The sequence below is a fragment of the Bacillus sp. FSL W7-1346 genome (assembly GCF_038593335.1).
GTDB lineage: Bacteria > Bacillota > Bacilli > Bacillales > Bacillaceae > Bacillus > Bacillus altitudinis.
Window position 1 is genome coordinate 3,604,557 of record NZ_CP151988.1, and the last position, 23,120, is coordinate 3,627,676.

Annotated in this window: 18 protein-coding genes; 8 read left to right on the forward strand and 10 right to left on the reverse strand. The window is 41.4% G+C overall.

From position 1 onward, the window contains the following. The first annotated feature begins 2 nt into the window (after nucleotides 1-2). The 3 genes from NST09_RS18570 to NST09_RS18580 all read left to right on the forward strand — a co-directional run bounded on the left by NST09_RS18570 (nucleotide 3) and on the right by NST09_RS18580 (nucleotide 4,924). A complete protein-coding gene (locus NST09_RS18570; protein ID WP_039962843.1) occupies nucleotides 3-1,211 on the forward strand; it encodes a glycosyl hydrolase 53 family protein in 1,209 nt (402 codons plus the stop codon). A 23-nt stretch (nucleotides 1,212-1,234) separates the two neighbouring features. Then, on the forward strand, nucleotides 1,235-3,301 hold the full coding sequence (locus NST09_RS18575; protein WP_342493202.1) for a beta-galactosidase: 2,067 nt from the start codon (nucleotides 1,235-1,237) through the stop codon (nucleotides 3,299-3,301). Between the two features lie 294 nt (nucleotides 3,302-3,595). Further along, nucleotides 3,596-4,924, forward strand: a complete 1,329-nt coding sequence (locus tag NST09_RS18580) for a citrate:proton symporter (RefSeq protein WP_035390026.1) — start codon at nucleotides 3,596-3,598, stop codon at nucleotides 4,922-4,924. A gap of 43 nt (nucleotides 4,925-4,967) precedes the next feature. Here the strand turns inward: NST09_RS18580 and NST09_RS18585 are convergent, their stop codons facing one another. From NST09_RS18585 to NST09_RS18615, 7 genes are all read right to left on the reverse strand, one after another. After that, a complete protein-coding gene (locus NST09_RS18585) occupies nucleotides 4,968-5,396 on the reverse strand; it encodes a DUF4064 domain-containing protein (protein WP_007497283.1) in 429 nt (142 codons plus the stop codon). A 26-nt stretch (nucleotides 5,397-5,422) separates the two neighbouring features. After that, nucleotides 5,423-6,373 carry an ABC transporter permease subunit gene (locus NST09_RS18590; protein WP_035390029.1) on the reverse strand — a complete coding sequence of 317 codons (951 nt, stop codon included), beginning with the start codon at nucleotides 6,371-6,373 and terminating at the stop codon, nucleotides 5,423-5,425. Then, nucleotides 6,370-7,299 (reverse strand): ABC transporter ATP-binding protein, encoded by a 930-nt coding sequence (locus NST09_RS18595; protein ID WP_081038934.1) that lies wholly within the window; start codon nucleotides 7,297-7,299, stop codon nucleotides 6,370-6,372. Before NST09_RS18595 ends, NST09_RS18590 begins: the two co-directional genes overlap by 4 nt. A gap of 328 nt (nucleotides 7,300-7,627) precedes the next feature. Further along, nucleotides 7,628-7,966 (reverse strand): zinc ribbon domain-containing protein YjdM, encoded by a 339-nt coding sequence (locus NST09_RS18600; RefSeq protein ID WP_017359922.1) that lies wholly within the window; start codon nucleotides 7,964-7,966, stop codon nucleotides 7,628-7,630. A gap of 91 nt (nucleotides 7,967-8,057) precedes the next feature. Next, a complete protein-coding gene (locus NST09_RS18605; RefSeq protein ID WP_342493203.1) occupies nucleotides 8,058-9,197 on the reverse strand; it encodes a glycerate kinase in 1,140 nt (379 codons plus the stop codon). A gap of 29 nt (nucleotides 9,198-9,226) precedes the next feature. Then, nucleotides 9,227-10,498 carry a GntP family permease gene (locus NST09_RS18610; protein WP_098680419.1) on the reverse strand — a complete coding sequence of 424 codons (1,272 nt, stop codon included), beginning with the start codon at nucleotides 10,496-10,498 and terminating at the stop codon, nucleotides 9,227-9,229. A gap of 117 nt (nucleotides 10,499-10,615) precedes the next feature. Then, entirely contained in the window at nucleotides 10,616-11,728 is a 1,113-nt protein-coding gene (locus NST09_RS18615; RefSeq protein WP_342493204.1) for a sugar diacid recognition domain-containing protein, read from the reverse strand. A gap of 160 nt (nucleotides 11,729-11,888) precedes the next feature. Between NST09_RS18615 and NST09_RS18620 the strand changes: the two genes are divergently transcribed. The 5 genes from NST09_RS18620 (at nucleotide 11,889) to NST09_RS18640 (ending at nucleotide 18,798) form a co-directional block, all read left to right on the forward strand. Continuing rightward, nucleotides 11,889-12,539: a TetR/AcrR family transcriptional regulator gene (locus NST09_RS18620; protein ID WP_019743642.1), complete on the forward strand. Its 651-nt coding sequence runs from the start codon at nucleotides 11,889-11,891 to the stop codon at nucleotides 12,537-12,539. A gap of 69 nt (nucleotides 12,540-12,608) precedes the next feature. After that, nucleotides 12,609-13,862: an MFS transporter gene (locus tag NST09_RS18625; RefSeq protein ID WP_342493205.1), complete on the forward strand. Its 1,254-nt coding sequence runs from the start codon at nucleotides 12,609-12,611 to the stop codon at nucleotides 13,860-13,862. After that, complete coding sequence (locus NST09_RS18630) at nucleotides 13,859-16,186, forward strand: ABC transporter permease (RefSeq protein WP_254000909.1); 2,328 nt, start codon at nucleotides 13,859-13,861, stop codon at nucleotides 16,184-16,186. Before NST09_RS18625 ends, NST09_RS18630 begins: the two co-directional genes overlap by 4 nt. A 13-nt stretch (nucleotides 16,187-16,199) precedes the next feature. After that, on the forward strand, nucleotides 16,200-16,961 hold the full coding sequence (locus tag NST09_RS18635; RefSeq protein WP_008347378.1) for an ABC transporter ATP-binding protein: 762 nt from the start codon (nucleotides 16,200-16,202) through the stop codon (nucleotides 16,959-16,961). 658 nt (nucleotides 16,962-17,619) lie between these two features. Further along, entirely contained in the window at nucleotides 17,620-18,798 is a 1,179-nt protein-coding gene (locus tag NST09_RS18640) for a tetratricopeptide repeat protein (RefSeq protein ID WP_144683251.1), read from the forward strand. Nucleotides 18,799-18,891: 93 nt separating this feature from the next. On the opposite strand, the gene NST09_RS18645 is transcribed toward NST09_RS18640, so the two are convergent. The 3 genes from NST09_RS18645 to NST09_RS18655 are packed head-to-tail and all read right to left on the reverse strand — an operon-like array spanning nucleotide 18,892 to nucleotide 23,102. Then, entirely contained in the window at nucleotides 18,892-19,740 is an 849-nt protein-coding gene (locus NST09_RS18645; protein WP_144683249.1) for a PRD domain-containing protein, read from the reverse strand. A 31-nt stretch (nucleotides 19,741-19,771) separates the two neighbouring features. Beyond that, nucleotides 19,772-21,238, reverse strand: a complete 1,467-nt coding sequence (locus NST09_RS18650) for a glycoside hydrolase family 1 protein (protein WP_008347383.1) — start codon at nucleotides 21,236-21,238, stop codon at nucleotides 19,772-19,774. 4 nt (nucleotides 21,239-21,242) lie between these two features. Continuing rightward, nucleotides 21,243-23,102 (reverse strand): beta-glucoside-specific PTS transporter subunit IIABC, encoded by a 1,860-nt coding sequence (locus NST09_RS18655; RefSeq protein WP_342493206.1) that lies wholly within the window; start codon nucleotides 23,100-23,102, stop codon nucleotides 21,243-21,245. Nucleotides 23,103-23,120 lie beyond the last annotated feature (18 nt).

Here is a 23,120-nt window from a genome sequence, read left to right on the forward strand (position 1 = left end):
TGATGAAGAAATGGTTGCTTGTCACTGTTGTCGTTTTCTTTCTGATGGGATTAGGTATTCTGCCTGAAGCAAAGGCTGATACGATTTCGGTGAAACCGATCAATGGATTGCAAGGTGATTTCATCAAAGGAGCCGATATCTCCATGCTCGCAGAAGTGGAGCGAAGCGGCGGCAAATACTACAACCAAAACTGGCAGCAGGTTGATCCGCTCAAGCTATTAAAAGAGAAAGGTGTCAACTATGTGCGCATCAGACTCTGGAACCATCCATACGACAACCAAGGCCGTGCCTATAACGGGGGGACAAACGATTTAAATACCGCCATTGCTCTATCGAAACGTGCAAAAGCACAAAACATGAAAGTGCTGCTTGATTTTCACTACAGTGATTTCTGGACCGATCCCGGTAAACAGTTCAAACCGAAAGCTTGGACCAATCTCTCGCAAAGCGATTTAGAGAAAGCGGTTGGCACTTACACAAGCGATGTACTTAAAGCGATGAAAGCACAAAATGCCCTACCAAATATGGTGCAGGTCGGGAATGAATTGAATTCAGGTATGCTTTGGCCGAACGGAAAAAGCTGGGGTGAAGGCGGCGGTGAATTTGACCGACTCGCTGCTTTGCTAAAAGCGGGGACAAATGCTGTCCGCTCTGTCGATTCAAACATCAAAGTCATGCTTCATCTTGCACATGGAGGGGACAATGGTGCATCTCGCTGGTGGTTTGATGAAATCACCAAACGAGGCGTTTCGTTCGATACAATCGGTTTATCTTACTACCCGTATTGGGACGGGGGATTTAGCGGTCTTACTAACAACATGAATGATATTAGCGCCCGCTATAACAAAGATGTCATCGTGGTAGAAACCGCCTACGGCTTTACAACAGCAAATGGTGACAACCTCGATAACTCATTTAACCAAGATTCAGTCAATACAGCCGGTTATCCAGCATCACCACAAGGGCAGGCATCTTTTATACGAGATCTATCAGAAAAAATTTCACAAGTAAAAAACAATCGCGGGAAAGGGTTCTTTTATTGGGAGCCGCTTTGGATTCCAGCAAAAGGTGCTCCGTGGTCTAGTCAATACGGGCTCGCTTATATTCAAACAACCGGCACAGTCGGGAATGCTTGGGAAAATCAGGCCATGTTTGATTTCAACGGAAAAGCCCTGCCTTCTCTTGATGTATTTAAACAAATGACACCGTAATTAAACAGATAGGACGTGACAAAATGGGAAAGCGTTACCCACTCGTTCACCCAAATGTGAAAGGCTTTTTGCATGGTGGCGACTATAATCCTGATCAATGGCTTCATATGCCGGAGATCATTGACGAAGATTTTCGATTAATGAAGCTTGCACACTGTCAAACATTCTCTATCAACATTTTCGCTTGGAGCAAGCTCGAGCCAAAAGAAGGGGAATATGATTTTGCCTGGCTGGATGATATCATGGATCGCTTGGCAGCGCAGGGAGCTCACGCTATTCTCGCCACGCCAAGCGGAGCAAGACCTGCTTGGCTCTCGCAAACATATCCAGAAGTCTTACGCGTTGAAGCAAACCGCCAGCGCAACTTACACGGACTTCGCCATAATCATTGCTTCACCTCGCCGGTTTATCGAAAAAAAACGAATACACTCAATCGTTTGCTTGCTGAACGCTACAAGGACCATCCAGCGCTGATCATGTGGCACATTTCAAATGAATACGGCGGCGAATGTCATTGTGATCTTTGCCAAGAGGCATTTAGAGACTATTTGAAAGACAAATACAACCATGACCTTGAAGCTTTGAATCAAGCATGGTGGACGGGATTTTGGAGCCACACCTTTACCGATTGGTCACAAATCGAGTCACCAGCCCCTCATGGCGAGCACATGATTCATGGCATGAACCTAGACTGGAAGCGTTTTGTCACAGCACAAACGATCAATTTTTATCAAAATGAAATTGAACCGCTACGAGAATTAACACCTCATGTGCCAGTAACCACCAATTTTATGGGCGACTATCCGCATATGCGTCCATTTCTTGGACTGGATTATCATCAATTTGCAAAAGAAGTCGACGTGATCTCATGGGATAGCTATCCAGCATGGCATAGCGGCAGAGAAACCACTGCAGAATTAGCGTCAAACGTCGCCTTCGTTCACGATTTGTATCGTTCATTAAAGGGCGGTCAGCCGTTTCTTGTGATGGAAAGCACACCAAGCCTCGTGAACTGGCATGAAGTGAATAAGGTGAAGCATAAAGGAATGGCACACCTCTCTGCCATGCAGGCGATTGCCCACGGGTCCGACTCCGTCCTTTATTTCCAGTGGAGACAAGGTCGAGGCGCCTCTGAAAAATTCCACGGCGCTGTTGTGGATCATTCAGGACATGAACACACGCGTGTGTTTCAAGAAGTCGCTGATTTAGGAAAACAGCTGGAGCAGCTTCAGCCGATTGCGGGTACATCCGTTCAACCAGAAGTCGCCATCATATATGATTGGGAAAACCATTGGGCAATTGATGATGCGCAAGGCTTAAATAATACCAACAAACGCTATGTAGAGGCTTGCCAAACTCATTATCGAAGCTTCTGGAAAAAGGGCATCCCTGTTGATATTGTCGGGATGGAAAAGGATTTCTCATCCTATCGAGTGCTTGTTGGACCAATGCTCTACATGATCAAACCAGGCGTGGCAGAAAAGATCGAAGCATTTGTCAAAGAGGGCGGCATTTTTGTGGCAACATACTGGAGCGGCATGGTCGATGAAAACGACCTCTGTTTCCTTGGTGGTTTCCCCGGTCCTCTCCGCCATGTACTTGGTGTTTGGGCAGAGGAAATCAACACATTGATGCCAGATGAACACGTTTTAATGACCACAGGAAATGGACGCACTTATCATGTCGGGCAATATTGCGAGTCCATTCATCCTGAAACAGCCTCTGTGTTAGGGCATTTTGAGAATGGCTGCTATGAAGGACAGCCCGCCCTTACTGTCCGTCCATTTGGCAAAGGGAAAGCATACTATATGGCTTCTGAAAATGAGCAGGCGTTTTATGATGATTTTTACGAAGACCTTATCACAGGAATAGGCATACAACCGATCCTATCCTCTTCGATTCCAGAGGGCGTCAGTGTCCAGAAACGAACAGATGGATCGCAGGACTTTGTGTTTATGATGAATTTTACAGAACAGCAACAGAACATTTCACTAGATTCAGCGGAAAGCTATGAAAATATGCTGACTGGACAGCATACATCTCAACAGTTACAACTGAATCCTTACGAATACGTTATTTTGAAAAAATAGCGTGAAAGAAGCGTCCATCCAAAGGGCGCTTTTTACTTTTAAGTGAATCTAAATACCTATAAAATCTCTTCCGGTAGTAGATTACCAATAGAATCATTATTTTTTATCTAAATTTTTTGACATATTGAACACCGCGCCACGATTGGATTCACCATCCTTTTTTACCATTGTATAGGTATGAAAGCGGTTGCCTAATACTCATATTTTTGATACTCTTTTTTTCAATGCAGATGTGGGACTGCATTGGTATAAAAACAAACAAATGTAAACGGTTTATTGTAGGGGGAGGGGCTTATGTTAACGTTTGTTGGATTGTTGATTATTTTAACGATTGTTGTTTTGCTGATTTGGGGGAAAGCGAGTCCAATTGTCGCCATGGTCATGGTGCCTTTAATAGGGGCGCTCATCGCGGGATTTGGTATCAATGACATTCAAACTTTCTTTGAACAAGGGATTATCAAAGTATTGCCAGTGGCGACCATGTTTATCTTCGCCATTTTATTTTTTGGCATTTTACAAGATACAGGGTTCTTTGAACCTGTAATTAAAGCATTAATCAAGCTGACAAAAGGAAATGTTGTCACAGTTGCGATGGGAACTGCCTTGATTGGGGTCATCGCACACTTAGACGGAGCAGGAGCTACCACCTTTTTATTAACTGTACCTGCACTGCTTCCGCTTTATAAAAAATTACATATGAGTCCTTATTTATTGCTTTTGTTAATCGGGACAAGTGCTGGATTAACCAATATGATTCCATGGGCTGGCCCCACAGGACGGGCAGCAAGTGTTCTAAATATGGACCCATCTGAACTGTGGGTACCGCTTATTCCCATTCAGCTGATCGGGGTCGTGCTCGTATTAGGAATGGCATTCATTTTAGGAAAAAGAGAAGAAAAACGAATTCGGGTGAAAATCGCCGCAAATGAAGTAGCCGCTGTCCAATTAGAAGGCGCCGATTGGGATCGTGCCATTCAATCGATCAGCGAAACAGGCGATGCGTCTTTAAAGCGTTATCACTTAATGTGGGTCAACCTCATTCTATTTTTAGCTGTTGTTGTCCTTCTTGTGCTGAACGTGATTCCTGCTAGCTATATGTTTATGATTGGTCTTTCACTAGCACTTCTGATTAACTTTCCAAATGTGAATTTACAAATGGAGCGAATAAAGGCACATGCCCCAAGTGCACTAATGATGGCAGCTGTAATTTTCTCCGCAGGTTCTTTTTTAGGAATTCTTGAAGGAACGGGCATGCTGAAGGCGATTGCAGTGGACAGTATTCACATTTTGCCAGCTTTCTTACTGCCATTTTTACATATCATTGTAGGGATATTTGGGGTTCCGCTTGATATGCTGACAAGTACGGATGCTTATTATTATGCACTTCTGCCGATTGTCGAATCGATTACATCAGAGGTTGGTGTGTCAGGGACATCTGCGGCATACGCCATGATGATTGGAAATATCATCGGCACCTTTGTCAGCCCCCTTGCACCTGCTGTATGGCTCGCCATCGGTCTTGCAGGGGTCGATATGGGGAAACATATCCGCTACTCCTTCTTTTGGATGTGGGGGTTCAGTATCGTTTTACTCATCATCGCCAAACTGATTGGCATCATATAAAAAGAAAGACATGCGCAAACCAGCGCATGTCTTTTTCTTTGAATTATGAAGGATATTCACTTGTGTGAATGTCTGTTTTCGGTTTTCTAATTAGTGACATCAATCCAACGATTAGCAACAAGATCATCGGAACGAAAGCAAGACCAACAGTTCCAATTAAAAGAGTCACAGCCGAAACCAAGAAAAGAATACCAGAAAGCACGGCACGGCGGTCTGTTTTCAAAACAATCACACCAACAAGGGCTAAGACAGCCGCAATTGCGGAAACAACCATAAACTGAACGCCAAAGGCATGAACCGATGCCTCAAGTGTTTCAACTGGCAAGGCGCTGCCTTCCTCTTGTAAAATTTCATTCATTTCTTCATAAAATGCTGGGTCCACAGAGAGCATCAATGCCCCAAAACCAACACCAATTACGTTGAGGACAATACTGATAATCCCCATAATTTTTTCACCTTTACGCTTAATCATTGATAGAAACCTCCTAAAAAGTTAAATTAACCTGTTTTTACTTCTCGCTTTTGGAAGACGATTAAAGCAACCGCCAAGAAGATAGCCCAATAAATGACTAGGACCGTTAGTGAGAAACCTAGGGACATGTCTTCGATAAAAGTAGGTGTTTCTGCGAAATACTGTGCAGGATCGTTGGCAAACAATAAATATTTCGCCCAATCAAAGAAGAACATCAAAATGCTTGTGATGGATGCTCCCACAACATAGGCTAATACACTAATCGCTATGGAAATGGCCTCACTTCTAAACACCGTTGAGATGGCAAAAGAAAGTGTCCCTAATACAACAAACATAGCACAATGCGCCAAATAATAAGAGACCATATTTGCAAACTGAGACCGTTCAATGACTTCACCATTTTGATAAGCCAAATACACATAATCATTGTTTAGTCCAAAGAATATCGCACCTAAGATAAAGGATAAGATAAATAGGACAGCGATCAAGAAAAGTGAATATAGTTGAACGGTAAAGTATTTAGACAAAAGAACCTTCAACCTGGATGGTGGACGAATCAATAATAATTTAATTGTACCATGCTTATATTCAGCCGAGACAATTGTGGCTGCAATAATAATCACAAATACACCGACCAGCTGAAGCAAATTAGCATTTGTTTCCACATAAGTCCATGCATTTTTACCGAATTGATCGGCTGGAGGTAAATCATGTTTGATTCGATACTCATTGATCGCTATTTCGGTTTCAAGGGATCTCTTATAAAAGCTTATATTATCCTCTTTCAATTCTTGCTTCTTTGCTTTATTGATTTCTTGCAACTCAGTTTTCCAATCACCGGATGCTTGATCTCCGTCATTTGTCTTAACAGCAAAAATCAACGTCGCAATCATACCTAAAACAAGAAGCCCCACCATAATCCAAGTACCCACACGATAACTGATTTTCATCCACTCGTTTTGAATGAGGCGAATCATACGTCTGCCTCCTTTTTACCTGTTAAGCTTAAGAACTTATCTTCTAAGGTTTGTTTTTCTATTTTGATTTCGTACAAATGAATAGAAGCCTCGCTCAAATGACGAATCAATTGTGGCATTTTCTCTTCTAGGATGGAGAAGAATAAGTACTGCTCCTCTTCTCTAACTGTGATGCCTTCCTCAAATGCTTTAATGAGCTTTTGAGTTTCTTCTAGCTCACTTGATGCTACTTTCATACGATAGTTGACCAAATCATCCTGCTTCGTTTCTGCACGCTGATCCTCAATCGCAATCAGCTTTCCTTTTTGGATAATGGCGAAACGATCACACATCAATTCCATTTCTGACATGAGGTGACTTGAAACAATGACAGCAAGCCCTTCTTCCTTTGCCAGCCTTCTCAAGTAATCTCGTATCATACGAATTCCCTCTGGATCTAGTCCATTGGTCGGCTCATCTAAGATTAGCAGTTTCGGTTTATGTATCAATGCCTGAGCAATCCCCAAACGCTGCTTCATTCCTAATGAAAACGTACGGACACGCTTATGTTTCACATGCTGCAAACTAACTAGTTCTAGCAGTTCATCAATTCGACCTTCATCCACTTTTCCATTCATTCTGGCAAAATGAACAAGGTTTTGTCTCGCCGTTAAATGATTATACATTTCTGGATTTTCAATAATTGCACCGACATCTTGGATGGCATGCTGATATGAGGTTTGAATACTATGACCATTAATCAGAATGTCACCAGATGTAATGGGAGAAAGACCGACCATCATGCGAATGGTTGTCGTTTTTCCTGCGCCATTCGGCCCTAAGAAGCCAAAGACTTCGCCCGCTTGGACAGAGAAACTCAAGTCTTGAACAATCTTTTTCCCGCGAATATGCCTAGATACATTTTGCAGTTCTAAAACGTTCGTCACGTTACCTCTCCTTCTTTGTCTAAGTATCATCTATCATCTATTTCCTGATAAACACCATGATCCGTCAAAAATAGAAGAACACTTCCATATGGTACAGCAATGCCCAAAAGTTGTGAAGGGGATTAGGCAAAATTTAGAGAGTCATCTGCCTTTTTTAAGGTAGGGTTAAGAAAAGCGTGAATTTTTATAAGAAAAGAGGCTTGATTTTTTAAAAAAAGAATCATTTTCAACAGGTACATATGTATGAAATGATGTTTAAGATTATACCTTTCACCTATAAATATCGAAATAAAAAAGAGGCTGATGATCGACAGCCTCTTTTCATATATTATACTTTCTTCACAAACTCCGATTTTAACTTCATCGCGCCAAAGCTAGGAATTTTACAATCAATGTTATGATCGCCTTCGACTAAACGAATCCCTTTGACCTTCGTCCCTATTTTTAAAACCGAAGAAGAACCTTTGACTTTTAAATCTTTAATCACAGTGACCGTGTCACCATCACTTAATAGATTTCCATTCGCATCTTTGACAACAAGCTGCTCCTCTGCCGCTTGTTCTTGTTCTAGCGACCATTCATGCGCACATTCTGGACAAATAAGCATGCTGCCATCCTCGTATGTATAGGTTGAACTGCACGATGGACAATTCGGTAGATTAGACATTTGTGTTTCCTCCAACTTTTTTTCATTTAGAACCATTTTACCACATTTCTATAGAAAGGAATGTGATAGAAAAGGAAACATTTTTCATCATTTACTTATCTCTTCCAAATGTCATGACAGCCGCAATATTCCTTGCTGTTCTCTCTACATGCACACTAGCATCATGCATGGCTTCAGCCAGAGTCGTGACGCCAGGGACAATACTAAAAAGTGCATCAATGCCATGATCATGTACGACTGCACTGTCTTTTGAGAGGGACCCAGCGATGCCAATGACAGGGAGTCCATATTGTTTCGCAGCTTTGGCTACACCGATTGGCGTTTTGCCGTAAATGGTCTGCTGATCAATCCGACCTTCCCCTGTAATGACTAGGTCAGCGTCCTTTAGTACGTCAGCAAAATGGACGGCTTTCAGTACAATATCGATTCCCTTTTGCAGATCAGCCTGTAAAAAGCCTAATAAACTCGCGCCCAGTCCTCCTGCCGCTCCTGCACCTGCCGCATCCCCAAAGGAGACATGAAGCTGCTGCTTAGCCACTTGTGCAAAATGAGATAAATTCTTGTCCAACAGTTGAACCATTTCTGTATCTGCTCCCTTTTGAGGACCGAACACAGCAGACGCTCCTCTTTCACCAGTTAAAGGATTATCCACATCACACGCCACTTCCAGACGGACGGATCGCAATCTTGGATCCAGTCGAGATAGATCAATAGAAGCTAATTGATTCAGTGATCCACCGCCCGGCGTGAGGTCTTGGCCTGCTTTATCGAGAAAAGAAGCACCTAAACCTTGCATCATGCCAACGCCACCATCATTTGTTGCGCTTCCGCCAAGCCCAATGATTAAATGCTTCGCTCCTTTATCCAGCGCTGCAAGCATTAATTCTCCTGTCCCTCTAGACGTCGTGAATAAGGGGTTCCGTTTTTCTGGCGGAACAAGATGTAATCCTGATGCTGCTGCCATCTCTATGACAGCTGTCTGCCCATCTCCCAACATACCAAAAAAGGCATCCACAGGTTTGTCAAGCGGACCTGTGACCACTTGCTGGACAATGGTTCCGCCTGTCGCATCCACTAACGATTGAACTGTGCCTTCTCCTCCATCTGCCATTGGGATTTTCATATATTTTGCATGTGGCAAAATAGAGCGAAATCCTCGTTCAATGGCACATGCTGTCTCATAAGCAGATAAACTTTCTTTAAATGAATCTGGTGCGATCACAATTTTCATCCAAAAACCCCTCGTTTCTCATTAAGTCCTCAGCCGAACAGCTGGAAAATACCAAAGATAATGGTCGATACCACAGTTAATGTCAAACCAATTAACGATTCAAAGGGCATTAATTTCAACCGTTCTTTTATATCCATTTGAACACTTCCAGCCGTTGCATGGAAAAAGCTTCCGTGTGGCATATGGTCTAGCACAGTTGCGCCAGCGTGAATCATAGCTGCGCCTGAAAGGGCAGATACACCAAGACCAATAAGAGTTCCACTAAATACACCACTTGCAACTGCCGTCCCTGCAGTTGTCGAAGCTGTGGCTGCCGACATAAAAATTCCAGACGTTGGTGCAAGCAAGTAAGGAGGTAATCCCGAAGCGTCAAGCGCCTGAATAAATACCTCTTTCATGGAAGAATTCGATACAATTCCAGCTAATGTGCCTGTACCTAGTAACATGATCGCTACACCTGACATTTTATGCAGCCCTGACATCGCATAATCATTGAGAAACTTCCCTTTTTTCATGAAAAGAGCGCCTACAATTCCTCCTATTGGTAAGGCAATCATTGGATCAATATTTATTTGAAACAACGGTCTCAAGGCTAACAAGAGAATGGTCACAAGTGGGCCGACAAGCGCTTGTAGAAAACCAGGTACTTGAACCTCGCCTTGGTCTGCTCCCTCTTCCAGAACTGGTGTCCCTTTATTCGCAAGCTTTTTGGCTAATACATACGTGACGGCTATCCCGAAAATAGCCGGTATGACACCTGCCGCCATCAGGGAAGTAAGCGGTACACCAAAGGCATCAGAGGCTGCAATGGCATTCGGATTCGGTGACATGATATTCCCCGCCTTCCCTCCTCCAATCATCGCAAGTAAAATCCCCGTTTTAGAAAGTTTTGCACGCTTGGCAATGGCAAGTGCGATTGGTGCTACTGTAATGACTGCTACATCTACAAAAACACCCACCGTTGTTAAAATCATTGTTGCAAGTGCGAGTGCTAAAAGTGCCCTCGCCTCTCCAAGTTTTTTCACGATGGCCTCCGCAATAGATAACGCTGCACCCGACTCAATTAAAACCCCTGCCAGTACACCTGCCGCCATGATTCGAAGAACAGCTGGAATCATGTCCTTTGCGCCTTCCATCATGACGTTCACGGTCTGCACAACATCTACACCGCCAACCAAACCGCCAATAAATGCGCCTGCCAGCATGCCATAAGCAGGTGATACTTTTCTTAAAATAAGAACAATAGCGATCACAAGCGCAGTCAATGCGCCCAATGTACTTACTGTCACATCTCCACCCATACTCCATCCCTCCTGATTGTCTTTTCTTAATTGTAAGCGTTTACCCATTGGGATCGAGTTGTGAATCCAGATGAACTTCTTTTATTTATTTCTTCTTCCAGTTGTGCAAATGCACAATTAAGACAATTGATTGTCCAATTGTGCTATGTACAGCTCCATCAACTGTTTCACATGACGAGGGTCTTTTCCGGTCAATGCCTGGATTTTATCTAAACGATATCGCAGTGTATTACGGTGAATAAATAGACGATCAACGATTCTTTGTAAATCCCCGCCCTCTTCAATGTAAACCTTTAACGTTTGAACGAGCTCCATTTCTTGTATCAGCGGATGATAAAAATCACTCCACCGTTTGCCCTCTTTGGCGGCTCTCGCTTTTATAAACAAGCTTTCAAGCTGATAAGATTCAAAGACATATATGCTTTCCTCTGGATGGAGCACCTTTCCTAACCGCAGGGCCTCTCTCGCATGCTGAAAGGACAACGGTAATTGACTCATGTCCTCAGCGACAGTTCCTACACCCACTAGCACTTGTCCATCAACTGCACCTGCCATTGTTTGTTGCAGCTGTTCGATCACATGCTTGAATTGATGGTCACATATCGGCTGTCTTAACAGGATTAATTCATGACGGAAGGTCATGCCTAGTAAATCATCCGCATTCTTATCGTATTGAATGGCATGCATCATTTTGTGTACAGTATCCTCGGACGATGGAATCGGCTGAAAAACAATAGCCATTCGCCGCTTGTCTAGATCCATTCCAAGCCAGTCAGCACGGTGCTTCAGCTGATGATCACCCATGTCAGACTCGGAGATGAGCTGATTCACAATTTCACTCTCTATTCGCTGCCGCCACTGAAAGCGTTCAAGTAGAAAAGACTGCTCTAATACGAGTTCAGCTGCCATTTTCACCAGCTCGGCATGATGACGAATGTCCTCTGGCTCACCCGTAATCCCAATGACACCAACGACTTGTTCGCGAAAGCAAATAGGCAGATTGATTCCAGGTCTCACGCCTTTTAAGCGGCGGGACGTCTCCTGATCAATCTCCACACTATCTTCGCTTGACAGCACTAGACGTGCTCCATCATGTTTTTGTCCAATCCTTTTTCGTTCACCAGACCCAATAATGACACCATCTGCATTCATGACATTGATGTTTTGATGTAAAATATGCATCGTACGTTCAACCATCTCTTGCGCCAATTCACTGGTTAAAAATTGCATTCAGCATCTCTCCTGAAGGGGTTTTCATTCAATGTATCATAGTGTCATTGCACAATAAATGCAAAGCTGAAAAAAACAGCCGTTGACAAAGATACGCCAAAAAGTGTTTAATCAAATCAAGGGACCGACCGACAGTCTAGTCAAAAGAAAGGATGGCTTTATGAGAACCGTTAAACATCCTGAGGAACGCAAAAATGACATCTTAAATGCAGCAGAGAAGCTTTTTTCAACCAAAGGCTATCAGCAAACCACAATTATTGACATCCTCAAAGCCGTTGGCATTGCAAAAGGCACATTCTATTATTACTTTACTTCCAAAGAAGAAGTGATGGATGCAATCATTGACCGGATCATAAAAGCAGATATCATCGAGGCAAAGCGTATTGCCGCTGATCCAGATATCTCAGTGGTCGATAAATTATTTCGCATCATCATGGCACAATCTCCTAAACAGGGCAGCCATAAAGAAGGCATGATCGAACAATTTCATCAGCCTGCTAATGCAGAGATGCATCAAAAAAGCTTGATCAAAGCCATTACAGAGCTATCACCCGTTTTAGCAGAAGTCATTCAGCAAGGGGTAGAAGAAGGGATATTTCAAACGGATTACCCGCAAGAAACTGTCGAATTTCTCCTCGCTTCTGCACAGGTTATCTTTGATGAGGGACTTTTCCAATGGACCACAGTGGAAAGCATACAACGAGCTCTAGCATTTATCGCAATCCTTGAAGCCTCATTACATGCAGAAAAGGGAAGTTTCTCCTTCCTTCTCCAACGTTTAACTGGAGAACCGGAAGACAATAATCAGTGATTGGTCACTTCAATGCCAATCCTGCATACATTATAGACTGACGGTCGGTCTAAAAGGAGAGTGATTTTCATGTCGTTATCAACCAAAAATGGCTCCACCCATTTTATCTATCTCGTTCTCGGGCAAATTATTTCCGTTTTCGGGTCTTCCTTGATTCGTTTTGTTCTATCTTTACACGTCTTGGATATGACACATCGTGTTGATTTATATGCCCTGCTTTTTGCTTTATCCAATATCCCGCTCCTCCTTTCGCCATTAGCAGGAGCAATTGCTGACCGGTTTAACAGAAGAAATTTGATGATTTTATTCGATGTTCTTACTGGCATTATGATTCTGGCTTTTTATTTCTGGTTATTTTCAGGTCATGATTCACTTTATATGATTGGAGCCGTCATGATTCTCCTTGGTGTCATGAGTACATTTTATGCTCCTGCTGTGATGTCGAGTATTCCTCAGCTAGTGAAAGAAGAAAAATTAGAACAAGCAAATGGCATCGTGAATGGCGTGCAGGCCCTTTCAGGTGTTGTCGCTCCTATCATTGGCGGCGTTTTATACGGACTCATTGGGAGCCAGGTCATCATAGGTGCTAGTAGCATTGTATTTTTTCTATCAGCATGCATGCTTTTACGGTTAAATATCTCTTTCTCACCTAGCCCACTCGCAGAACCGATGACCAAAGTACTCTTGAAAGATATGAAACAAGGATTTTCCTATATCGGAAGCCAGCCATTTTTAAAAAGAGCCATGCTGCTTGCAGCGCTGCTAAATTTCATCCTCACACCATTTTTTATCGTTGGAGGTCCCATTATTTTAAGGGTCACAATGAAAAGCAGTGACATCATGTATGGAATAGGAATGGGCATCATTGAATTTGCCGTCATCGCAGGCGCCCTGCTAGTTGGGCTTGTAGCGAAACATTGGCGCATTCCTACTTTGTATCGCTGGCTGCTCGTCATCGCAGTCATTTTGCTGCCTGTTGCTTTTTCAACATCCAAGATGGCTCTTCAATTTGGGACATTTCCAGCCTATTTTCTCTTTTTAGCAGGGTGTCTCCCAATTGCCATGCTGCTCACCATGATTTCGATCGTTGTCATCTCACATGTGCAAAAGAAAACACCCAATGCTCAATTAGGAAAAGTCATGGCCAATCTGACAATGGTCTCTCAATGTGCTGCACCGCTCGGTCAAATGATGTACGGGTTCTTGTTCAACACTTTTTCCGCCAGCATGTATGTGACCGTGTTAATCGTCAGTGCCTTGATGTTTGCACTTGCCTTCCTTACAAAAAATATGCTTCGACATGAAGGAGAATCAGCCTCATGAGATTGACGTTTATCAAGAAAGACCTAACCCGCCACCGTCTCATTTCAATCGGCTTAACCCTTTGCATCATGATGACATCATTTTTAGCAACAAGCGCTGCGCAAATGACAGTCCAGTTGAATGGTTCCATTTCTGATTTACTCCAATCAGCCAAAGCACCAGACTTTGTCCAAATGCACGATGGGAGCTTAGATGAAAAAGCGGTCGATACATTTTCAAGTAAACAGTCGATGGTGAAGGCACATCAAATTGTTCCAATGATTCCGATCGAACATGTCAGCATCAAGTTCGGGCAGAAGCCTGCTCAAGCGGGTGTGATGGATCATTTATTTGTAAAGCAAAATCGCTATTTTGATTTCCTTTTAAACGAACGAAATGAAAAGCTCACTGTAAATAAAGGAGAAGTAGCAGTCCCTATTTATTTTCAACAAAAATACCATTTAAAGATTGGCGAAAGGTTACTCATTACAAAAGGCTCTCATCAATTCTCTTTTCAAATCAAAACGTTCTTACGAGATGCCCAAATGAATCCAAGTCTTGTCAGTTCAAAGAGATTTCTTCTGCATGATGCGGACTGGGCGGCACTGAATCAAGTGTTTCAAAAAAAGGAGTACTTAATTGAATTTTTATTGCATGATGCTGGTCAAGCAGATGCTTTTCAATCACTCTATCAATCATCTGAGCTGCCACAACAGGGGCCTGCTGTCACATTACCCCTGCTTCGCATGCTGAATGCCCTAACAGATGGTATGGTGATCGCCATTCTCCTTCTTGTCTGCTTTCTGCTCATTAGCATTTCTCTCCTCTCTCTTCGTCTCGCTATGACCGCCGCTATAGAAGAGGATGAACGTGAAATTGGAATCTTAAAAGTACTTGGAATCCCTTTATCAAAAATCAAACAATTATACGTTGGGAAATATGCTGTGCTTGCCTGTATAGGGTGTATAGCAGGATATTTAATGACGCTCATGTTTGGTGATTTGTTTACAGCCAATATTCAGCAATATATGGGGAATCGCCTCTCTTTTATTCATCAGGTGATCCCGCTTTTGGTGTCAATTTTGACGGCAATGATCGTCATCTCATTCAGCTATGCTGTCCTAAGGAGATTTGGACAAATATCAGCCGCTCAAGCCATTCAAGGCGGCATAAGCTCACCAAGCCATAAAAAACAAATTCCTATGCACCTCCAGAAAAACAGATTCCTCCCAGTAAATTTTTGGTTTGGTTTGAAAGATCTGTTCTCGCGAATAAAGATGTATTCAACAATTACTTGTATTATCGCGCTTTGTACATTTTTAATGTTGATGCCGATTCAGTTATGGTACACATTACAATCACCAGATTTCATCACATATCTTGGCTCTGGAAAAAGTGACCTTCGAATTGATATTCGGCAGGGAAATCATTTAGAGAAAAGTACAAATAAAATAGAGTCTATGATTAGCGAAGACCAAGACATTCAAACATCTGCCGTCTATGAAACAACTTCTCTACAAGCCAAAACAATGGAGAATACATTAGAAACGCTCTATTTAGAAACAGGTGATCTATCAGCATTCCCTCTCACCTATTTACAAGGAAGGGAACCGTTGAAGGAGGAAGAGATTGCTTTATCGGTGTTGAGTGCTGACTCACTTCAGAAAAAGATAGGCGGAAAAGTCACTCTCGCCACAAATGGGCAGCAAGTTCAAAAAATGGTTACCGGCATTTATCAAGACGTCACCAACGGAGGGAAAACTGCTAAAGCATTATCTCAGCCTTTTCCTCAATCATCCCTTTGGAAAACCATTCAAATACAATTAAAACAAGGAATAGATATGGCAGGAAAAAAAGCAGCACTTGAAACAAATATGTCTCCTGCAAAAGTGACAGATATGAAAGAATATGTGCATCAAACAATAGGAAGCACCGCATCTCTAGTAAAAGTGATTGCATTATTTTCAACCATCGCAGCTTTTGGAACAGCCAGCCTCATGTTAATGATGTTTCTACACATGTTAAGGGCGAAAGATTTAAATCGTACTCACTTGTTAAGGACGATTGGTTTTTCTCAAAAAGATTTAACCTATCAATACTTAACAAGTTTTATCGTCGTTCTCTCTATTGGTGCCTTCATTGGAGCAATCGCTGTTCATACTATTGGTCCGGCGTTAATGAGTGCAGGCGGAGCATCATTAGGAGCATCCAGCCTTCAGTGGTTAGCCCCGAAATGGGTTTGGATCGTGTATCCTCTCCTGCTGTTTATGGTGAATTTAACTGTCATCTCGTGGTTATTGAAGTCCTTTTTTTCTAGTAAAATCAGCCGTCATACACTTTCATAAGGAGATGTTTCACATGGAACAATTAATTGAAGCGAAACAATTGTCTTTACAAATTGATTCATTAAAAGGACAAAAACAGACCATTCTTAGAAATATTCACTTATCAATTAAACGTGGAGAATTTGTCACCATTATGGGACCTTCAGGATGTGGAAAAACCTCTTTGCTTTATCAACTTAGCGGTATAGAGACATCCTCCAGAGGGGAAATCAAATATAAAGGTCAACTGCTATCAGAAATGACAGACAAACAGTTAACAGCTTTGCGCTTATCAGAGATGGGATTCGTCTTTCAACACAGCCACTTACTAAAAAACCTCAATCTATTTGATAACATCATTGCTGCAGCTTACTTAGCGAAGAAAATGCCGAGAAAAGAAGTCAATGAACGAGCAAAATATCTAATGGAGAAACTTGATATTGATCATTTAGCTGATAGATATTTATCAGAAGTATCAGGAGGACAGCTCCAAAGAGCCTCTATCTGTCGAGCTCTTATGAATGAACCAAACATTCTTTTTGCAGATGAGCCCACAGGTGCTCTTAATTCAAGAACCACAAAGGAAGTCATGGATATTTTTTCACAAATCAATTCTGAAGGAACAACTCTGCTTCTCGTCACCCATGATCCAAAAGTGGCCCTTTGCTCTGAAAGAATTTTGTTTATGAATGACGGTGAAATTTCAGCTCATTTAAATTTAGGAAAATACGATCGCTTCACCGCTGAGAAACGAGAGGCCTTGTTAAACAAGTGGTTACAAAACTTAGGGTTTTAATTGGTGTCAAACAGGCAGAAAGCTGCCTGTTTTATTTTTTCTTACACTCAAAGGAGTAATCCATAGTCAAACTATTTGTTTCTAGTATGATTTTGCCGTCTTCTTGTTGACAAGATTCTGTCAGCAACTCAATTTCTTTGCTATAAAAGTATCTCTTTGAGATATAAAGAGTGACTAAAACAAGTAAAAGCGTCGTCATCACAATTGTCATTTGCCAGTTTAACATTTGAAATCTTTTTTTCATTTCAACATCCTTTCTGAAAGGTCAACACTTGTCTCGGATTTTCACCTTTCTCAGTAACTACCAGTTTCTTTCCCAAAATCATCTAGCAACATCATAACTGATTTTCCCTTCTAGATCGACCTTTCATTGTTCTTCTCTCATAGCTAAAATAGCTTTATTTCATATATTCAGATGGTATTTTCGACCATAAACTTAAAACTAATAGTATCTATCACGTTTTTAGACTTCCAAAAAAAGATTTTACTCATTTGAATAAACAATCAATGATCATTACAATAACGTACATCTCATGACATAAGGTCCTTTTTATTACCTCCTGTCAATCACCTCTCTGAAACGATTATATTTTACCAAAAATTGTGATATCGTTTTTTATTGAAACAGGCGAAAGGATGTTAAAGAGGTGAAATTTCCATGACGATCATTTCAGCTGAACAGGTGGGGAACCGTTTAAATGATTGGCGAATTGCCATTCGTAAGCATGATGTACACAATGCAAAGACAATCTACACAGAATTAAAGGAATTACTTCAAGAGATGGAAGAGAATCAGGAGGTCTTGACCTACTATTCATTGCTAGAAGGCAAGTTTAAGCTCATGTTATATGAACGAAGGGGTAAAAAACTGAATGAACCGACAGTGCTAGAATACCCTTCTAAAACAAACGACTTAATTGAATACTATTTTTACCTATATAAAGCCCTTTACGCTTCATATAACAGAGACTATGCATCAGCCATCGGACTGTTTAAAATTGCTGAGAAAAAACTGCAAAACATTCCTGATGAAATAGAAGTAGCAGAATTCCATACGAAGGTCGCAAACCTATATATGATGCTTCGCCAAAGCCTGATTTCACTTCATTATATTCAGAATGCCATCGATATTTTCAAAGGTCATGATGGCTATGAAAGAAGACTGGCAGCAGCTTTTGTGATCGCAGCCACCAACTTCATGGATATTGGCGATTTCAAAAGAGCTGAGAATTACTACACAAAAGCATTACACATCTCAAATCAATTAAACGATCATTTTCTAGCATCACAGCTTTATCACAATATCAGTATTCTATATGCCGAAGTTGGAGAATCAAAAAAATGTATTGATGCCCTAGAAAAGGCTCTTAGTGATGATGACTACCTTTCATCTTGTTATTTCGAACACTCCATGTTTATGTTACTAAAAGAGCTACTCTCCATTGATGAAAAGTCGCAAGCTCTCTATTATTTTGAATTAGTCAAACAAAAACAAGAAATAGACAGAAACCCCATCTATACAGCAAAAATGAATTTTCTCTATCACCTATATTTCACTGAAGACATATCCAAAAAAGCTCAAACCTGTTTCGATGACATCAGTATTCTGAAAGAATTAAAGGATGTTGAAGGTGCCCGTGAATTAAGTGCACTAGCTGCCAAACACTTTGAAGAGCTGGGTTCAATTCACCAAGCATACCTCTTTTTAAAGGATGCCTATCAATTGGAACACACTACACTTAATTGGAGGAATTATGATGAAAAAAGTGAGTTTACTCATTTTCGCTTTAGCCATCGTTGTTTTCGGACAAACGGTGTCTTACAATTCGTTAAATGATACAAATCTTGGCCCAACAGAACGACCTATCGGAACATAAACCGATACAATACAAATAACCACTTGCCTCATTACAAGGCAAGTGGTCCACATTTATTTCAGTTCTTGATAAGAAATGAGGCGGTGAATATGTACCGCCAGATACGTAAGTTCGTCATTTGGAATAACAATACTATGCACCTGTTTAATATAATCTTTGATTTTGAAAGCTACATCCATCGCTTGAGGATACAAGTGTGCAATTTGTTCAAACAACTCATTTTCTTGATCTGATAATAATTTATTTGCGTAAAATCTTTCAACAAAGAATTTCACATGTGTAATAAATCGGCTGTAATGAATATTTTCTTGATCCATTTTCATATTCAACGTATAGCGGACGAGATTCACAATACTTCCAATCATCTTGGCATACTTCATGCCATCTTTAGAATCGGACTTTTCACCTAACGCATTAATTAAATGGAAGGCGATATTGGCCGCTTCTTCCTTTGGTAATTGTATGCCCAATGTATTGTTGACTAACTCAAGCGCATAATTACCTACTTCAAATTCTTCGGTATAGTAGTTTTTGATTTCCCAGTATACTCGATTTGTAATATTAATGTTCTTCTTGTGCCGTTCTACTGCAAAATTCAAGTGGTCCATCAAGGTAAAATAGACACCAGAATTCAGACTTGAGTTTAAGCGTTTTTCAGCATATTGAACAATATGCTGAGTTAAATCGATAAACTCTTGCGGCATTGAATCTAACAGTTGGAGAAATTCCTTCGCTCTCATGTTATCGACAGACATAAACACTTGATCTGCCTTCTTTTCTTCAATCATTTGACCTGGTTTTTGTCCATAACCAATCCCCCGGCCGAATAGAACCATCTCCTGTTGGTTCTGATCTTCCGCCAGAACCACACTCGAGTTTAAAACTTTTTTGATTTTAAACATCGTCATCACCTGTTTTCATGATTGTGGTTTTTCAATCAAGCGATTCACCATTTGTTTCAATGACCTTTTTATACCAATAAAATGAGTCTTTACGAGAACGTTTTAATGTACCGTTTCCATCGTCATCTTGATCTACATGAATGAACCCGTATCGTTTTGACATCTGTGATGTACCTGCACTAATAATATCAATTGAGCCCCAGCTCGTATATCCGAAGAGGTCAACGCCTTCTTCCACCGCTTCTCTCATTTGGCGGAAATGCTCTTTGAAATAGTTAATACGATAATCATCGTGAATTGATCCATCACTTTCAACAACATCTTTTGCACCCATGCCGTTTTCTACAATGATCAGTGGTTTTTGATAACGATCATATAATTCTATTAAAGAAATTTTCAGACCAACCGGATCAATTTGCCATCCCCAATCAGTAGATGGAAGGTAAGGATTTTTGACCCCACGGATGGTATTTCCATCCGTTTTTTCTAATCCTTCATCAGCTGATTCAGTTAAAGACATATAGTAGCTGAACGAGATAAAATCTACTGTATTTTCTTTTAAAATAGAAAGATCATCTGATTCCATTTGGATATGAATGTTTTTTCTCTCAAGCATGCGCTTGATAAGCGGCGGGTATTCACCAAATACCTGAACATCTGCATAGAAATAGTTTTCTAAGTTTTGTTTCAATGCCCGCTCCACATCATTCGGATGACAAGTGTGCGGATACGTTGTTAATTTTGTCAGCATACACCCTACTTGACTGCCTGGTATGATGCGATGACAATCTGCTGTTACGAGTGCAGAGGCAATGAATTGATGATGGAGTGCTTGATAAACCGTCTCTTCCTCTTTCCCTTCTGGGCAGCGATCAGGAATAATTCCTGCTGTAATAAAAGAGTGGCGGTGAATACTATCTATTTCATTAAAGGTCAGCCAATATTTCACATCATGTTTATAGCGTTCAAAACATACATTGGCGAACTTAACAAAGAGATCAACGACTTTTCTTTCAACCCAGCCATTATATTTCACGCTCAGTGCTAACGGCATTTCATAATGTGACAGCGTCACAATCGGTTCTATGTTGTGTTTTTTCATTTCTGCAAATAAACGATCGTAAAATTGGAGTCCTTTTTCATTTGGTTCGTTCTCTTCTCCAGTTGGGAAGATACGGCTCCATGCAATAGAAATGCGAAGGGTTTTAAAACCCATTTCAGCAAATAGAGCCAAATCCTCTTTATAGTGATGATAGAAATCAACACCTCTGCGTTTTGGATACTTTTTATCATCTGGGTCTTTCATCGCTCGATCTATATTTTCAGAAGTAACAGCTAGATGCCCTTCATAATCTTCTACACTCAAATTAGAACGGTACATCGCAATATCAGCAACAGATGGGCCCTTTCCATCTACATTCCAAGCGCCTTCTGCTTGGTTGGCGGCAATGGCGCCGCCCCATAAAAATCCTTTTGGAAAACCTTTTATTGTCGTCATATGTTTAGCCTCCTAATTGGGTGATAACCATCAATGTATCTTGGCGATTGACCTCTTGTAATGGCTGTACCTTAATATCATATTGATCTGTATTCGTGATGACAGCAAGCGTAACTGGATCGTATCCTGCTTCCATGATTTTTTCTACATCAAATTCAATGAGTAAATCCCCTGCTTGTACACGATCTCCTGCCTGCACTTTTGGATAAAAATACTGTCCTTCCAACTGTACAGTATCAATGCCAATGTGGAATAATACTTCCACCCCTTTGTCCGTTTTCATACCAAGTGCATGGTTTGTTTCGAACAGCAAGGTGACCTCACCTTCTACTGGTGCATATAGCGCTCCTTTTGAAGGAACAATGGCAATTCCGTCTCCCATGACCTTTGAAGAGAAAATATCATCTTTTACTTCAGCTAGAGAGATCATTTGACCAATCACAGGGCTTTTGAAAGTTTCCCCTGCTCCAATTTGTTCAGCAAATGCTTCTTGATCATTTGTCTTTTCTTCTACTTTTTTATCCTTACCTAATACAAAAGCAGCGATAAAAGCAACAACGAAGGAAATGACAGCTCCAATGACAGCAAACATTAGATTTCGTGGAAGCTCATCTGATATAAACATCGACATACTGGCTAATCCAGGGCCAACAAGTACAAATGCTTGTATACCAACTAATCCAATGAATATCCCACCAACAAATGAACCAATCATGACACTTCCAAGTACGCGTTTATTTTGAAGTGTCACACCATACAAAGCAGGCTCTGTGATGCCAAAAAATGCTGAAATTCCTGCCGAAATGGCTGTTGATCTGAGTACCTTGTCTTTCGTGCGTAGTGCCACTGCAAAACATGCTCCACTTTCCGCAATATTATGCGCAAGTGATGCTGGTAAATAAAGTGCTTCTTTCCCGAGGTTCCCCATCGTTGTCACTGCATAAGGGACCATTGCTTTGTGCATGCCTGATGCAACCATAAACGGGAGTACCGCTGCTAAGATTGCGACAGCTACCCAGCCTACTGTATTAAACATCGCAAGAATAACGGATGAAAACCCTTGTCCTGCCGTAAAACCAAGTGGTCCTAATAACAGTAACGTAACGGGTACAGTAATGACTAATGACATCATTGGGACAAAGAAAATCCGAATTGGTTTTGGTGAAAATCGTGTGAAGAATTTTTCCATTTGAGCGTAAAGCAATACAGAAAGGATTGCTGGAAACACTTGATACGCATAAGCTATATTTTTTACGTCGAATGACATTAATTGCGCACCTTCAGTAAGCATGGCTGTCATGTTCGGAAGAAGGAGTGCACCGACTGCTGATAATGCGACCAGTGGGTTTACCTTTAGTTTATTTGCCGTTGTGACAGCGACTAGTAATGGCAGGAAGTATAGTGGTGCGTCACCCACCATGTTCAGTATTTGATAGGTTTGGCCTTTTGCATCCACCCAGCCTAATAAAGAGAAAAGGAGAAGAAATGATTTTAAAATCCCTCCGCCTGCGATAGCCGGAACAAGCGGCTGGAAGACACCCACAATGAAATCTAATAGAACTGTGCCTACTTTTCTTTTTTCTTTTGGCTGATTGGATGGCACGCCTTGCCCAGACGAGCTGCCTCCCATTAAATTTGTTACCTGTTGATACACTTCAATCACGTCATTTCCAATGACCACTTGGCATTGTCCTGACATTCTGACAGCTATGACACCTGGTGTTTTTTCTAATGCTGGCACATCTGCTTTTTTCTGATCAATTAGTGTGAAGCGAAGTCTTGTTGAGCAGTGCTCAAGGTGCGCAATGTTTTCTTTACCACCTACATGCTGTAAAACGTCTTTGGCGACTTGTGTGTAATCCATTTTTTCTCCTCCTTTTCT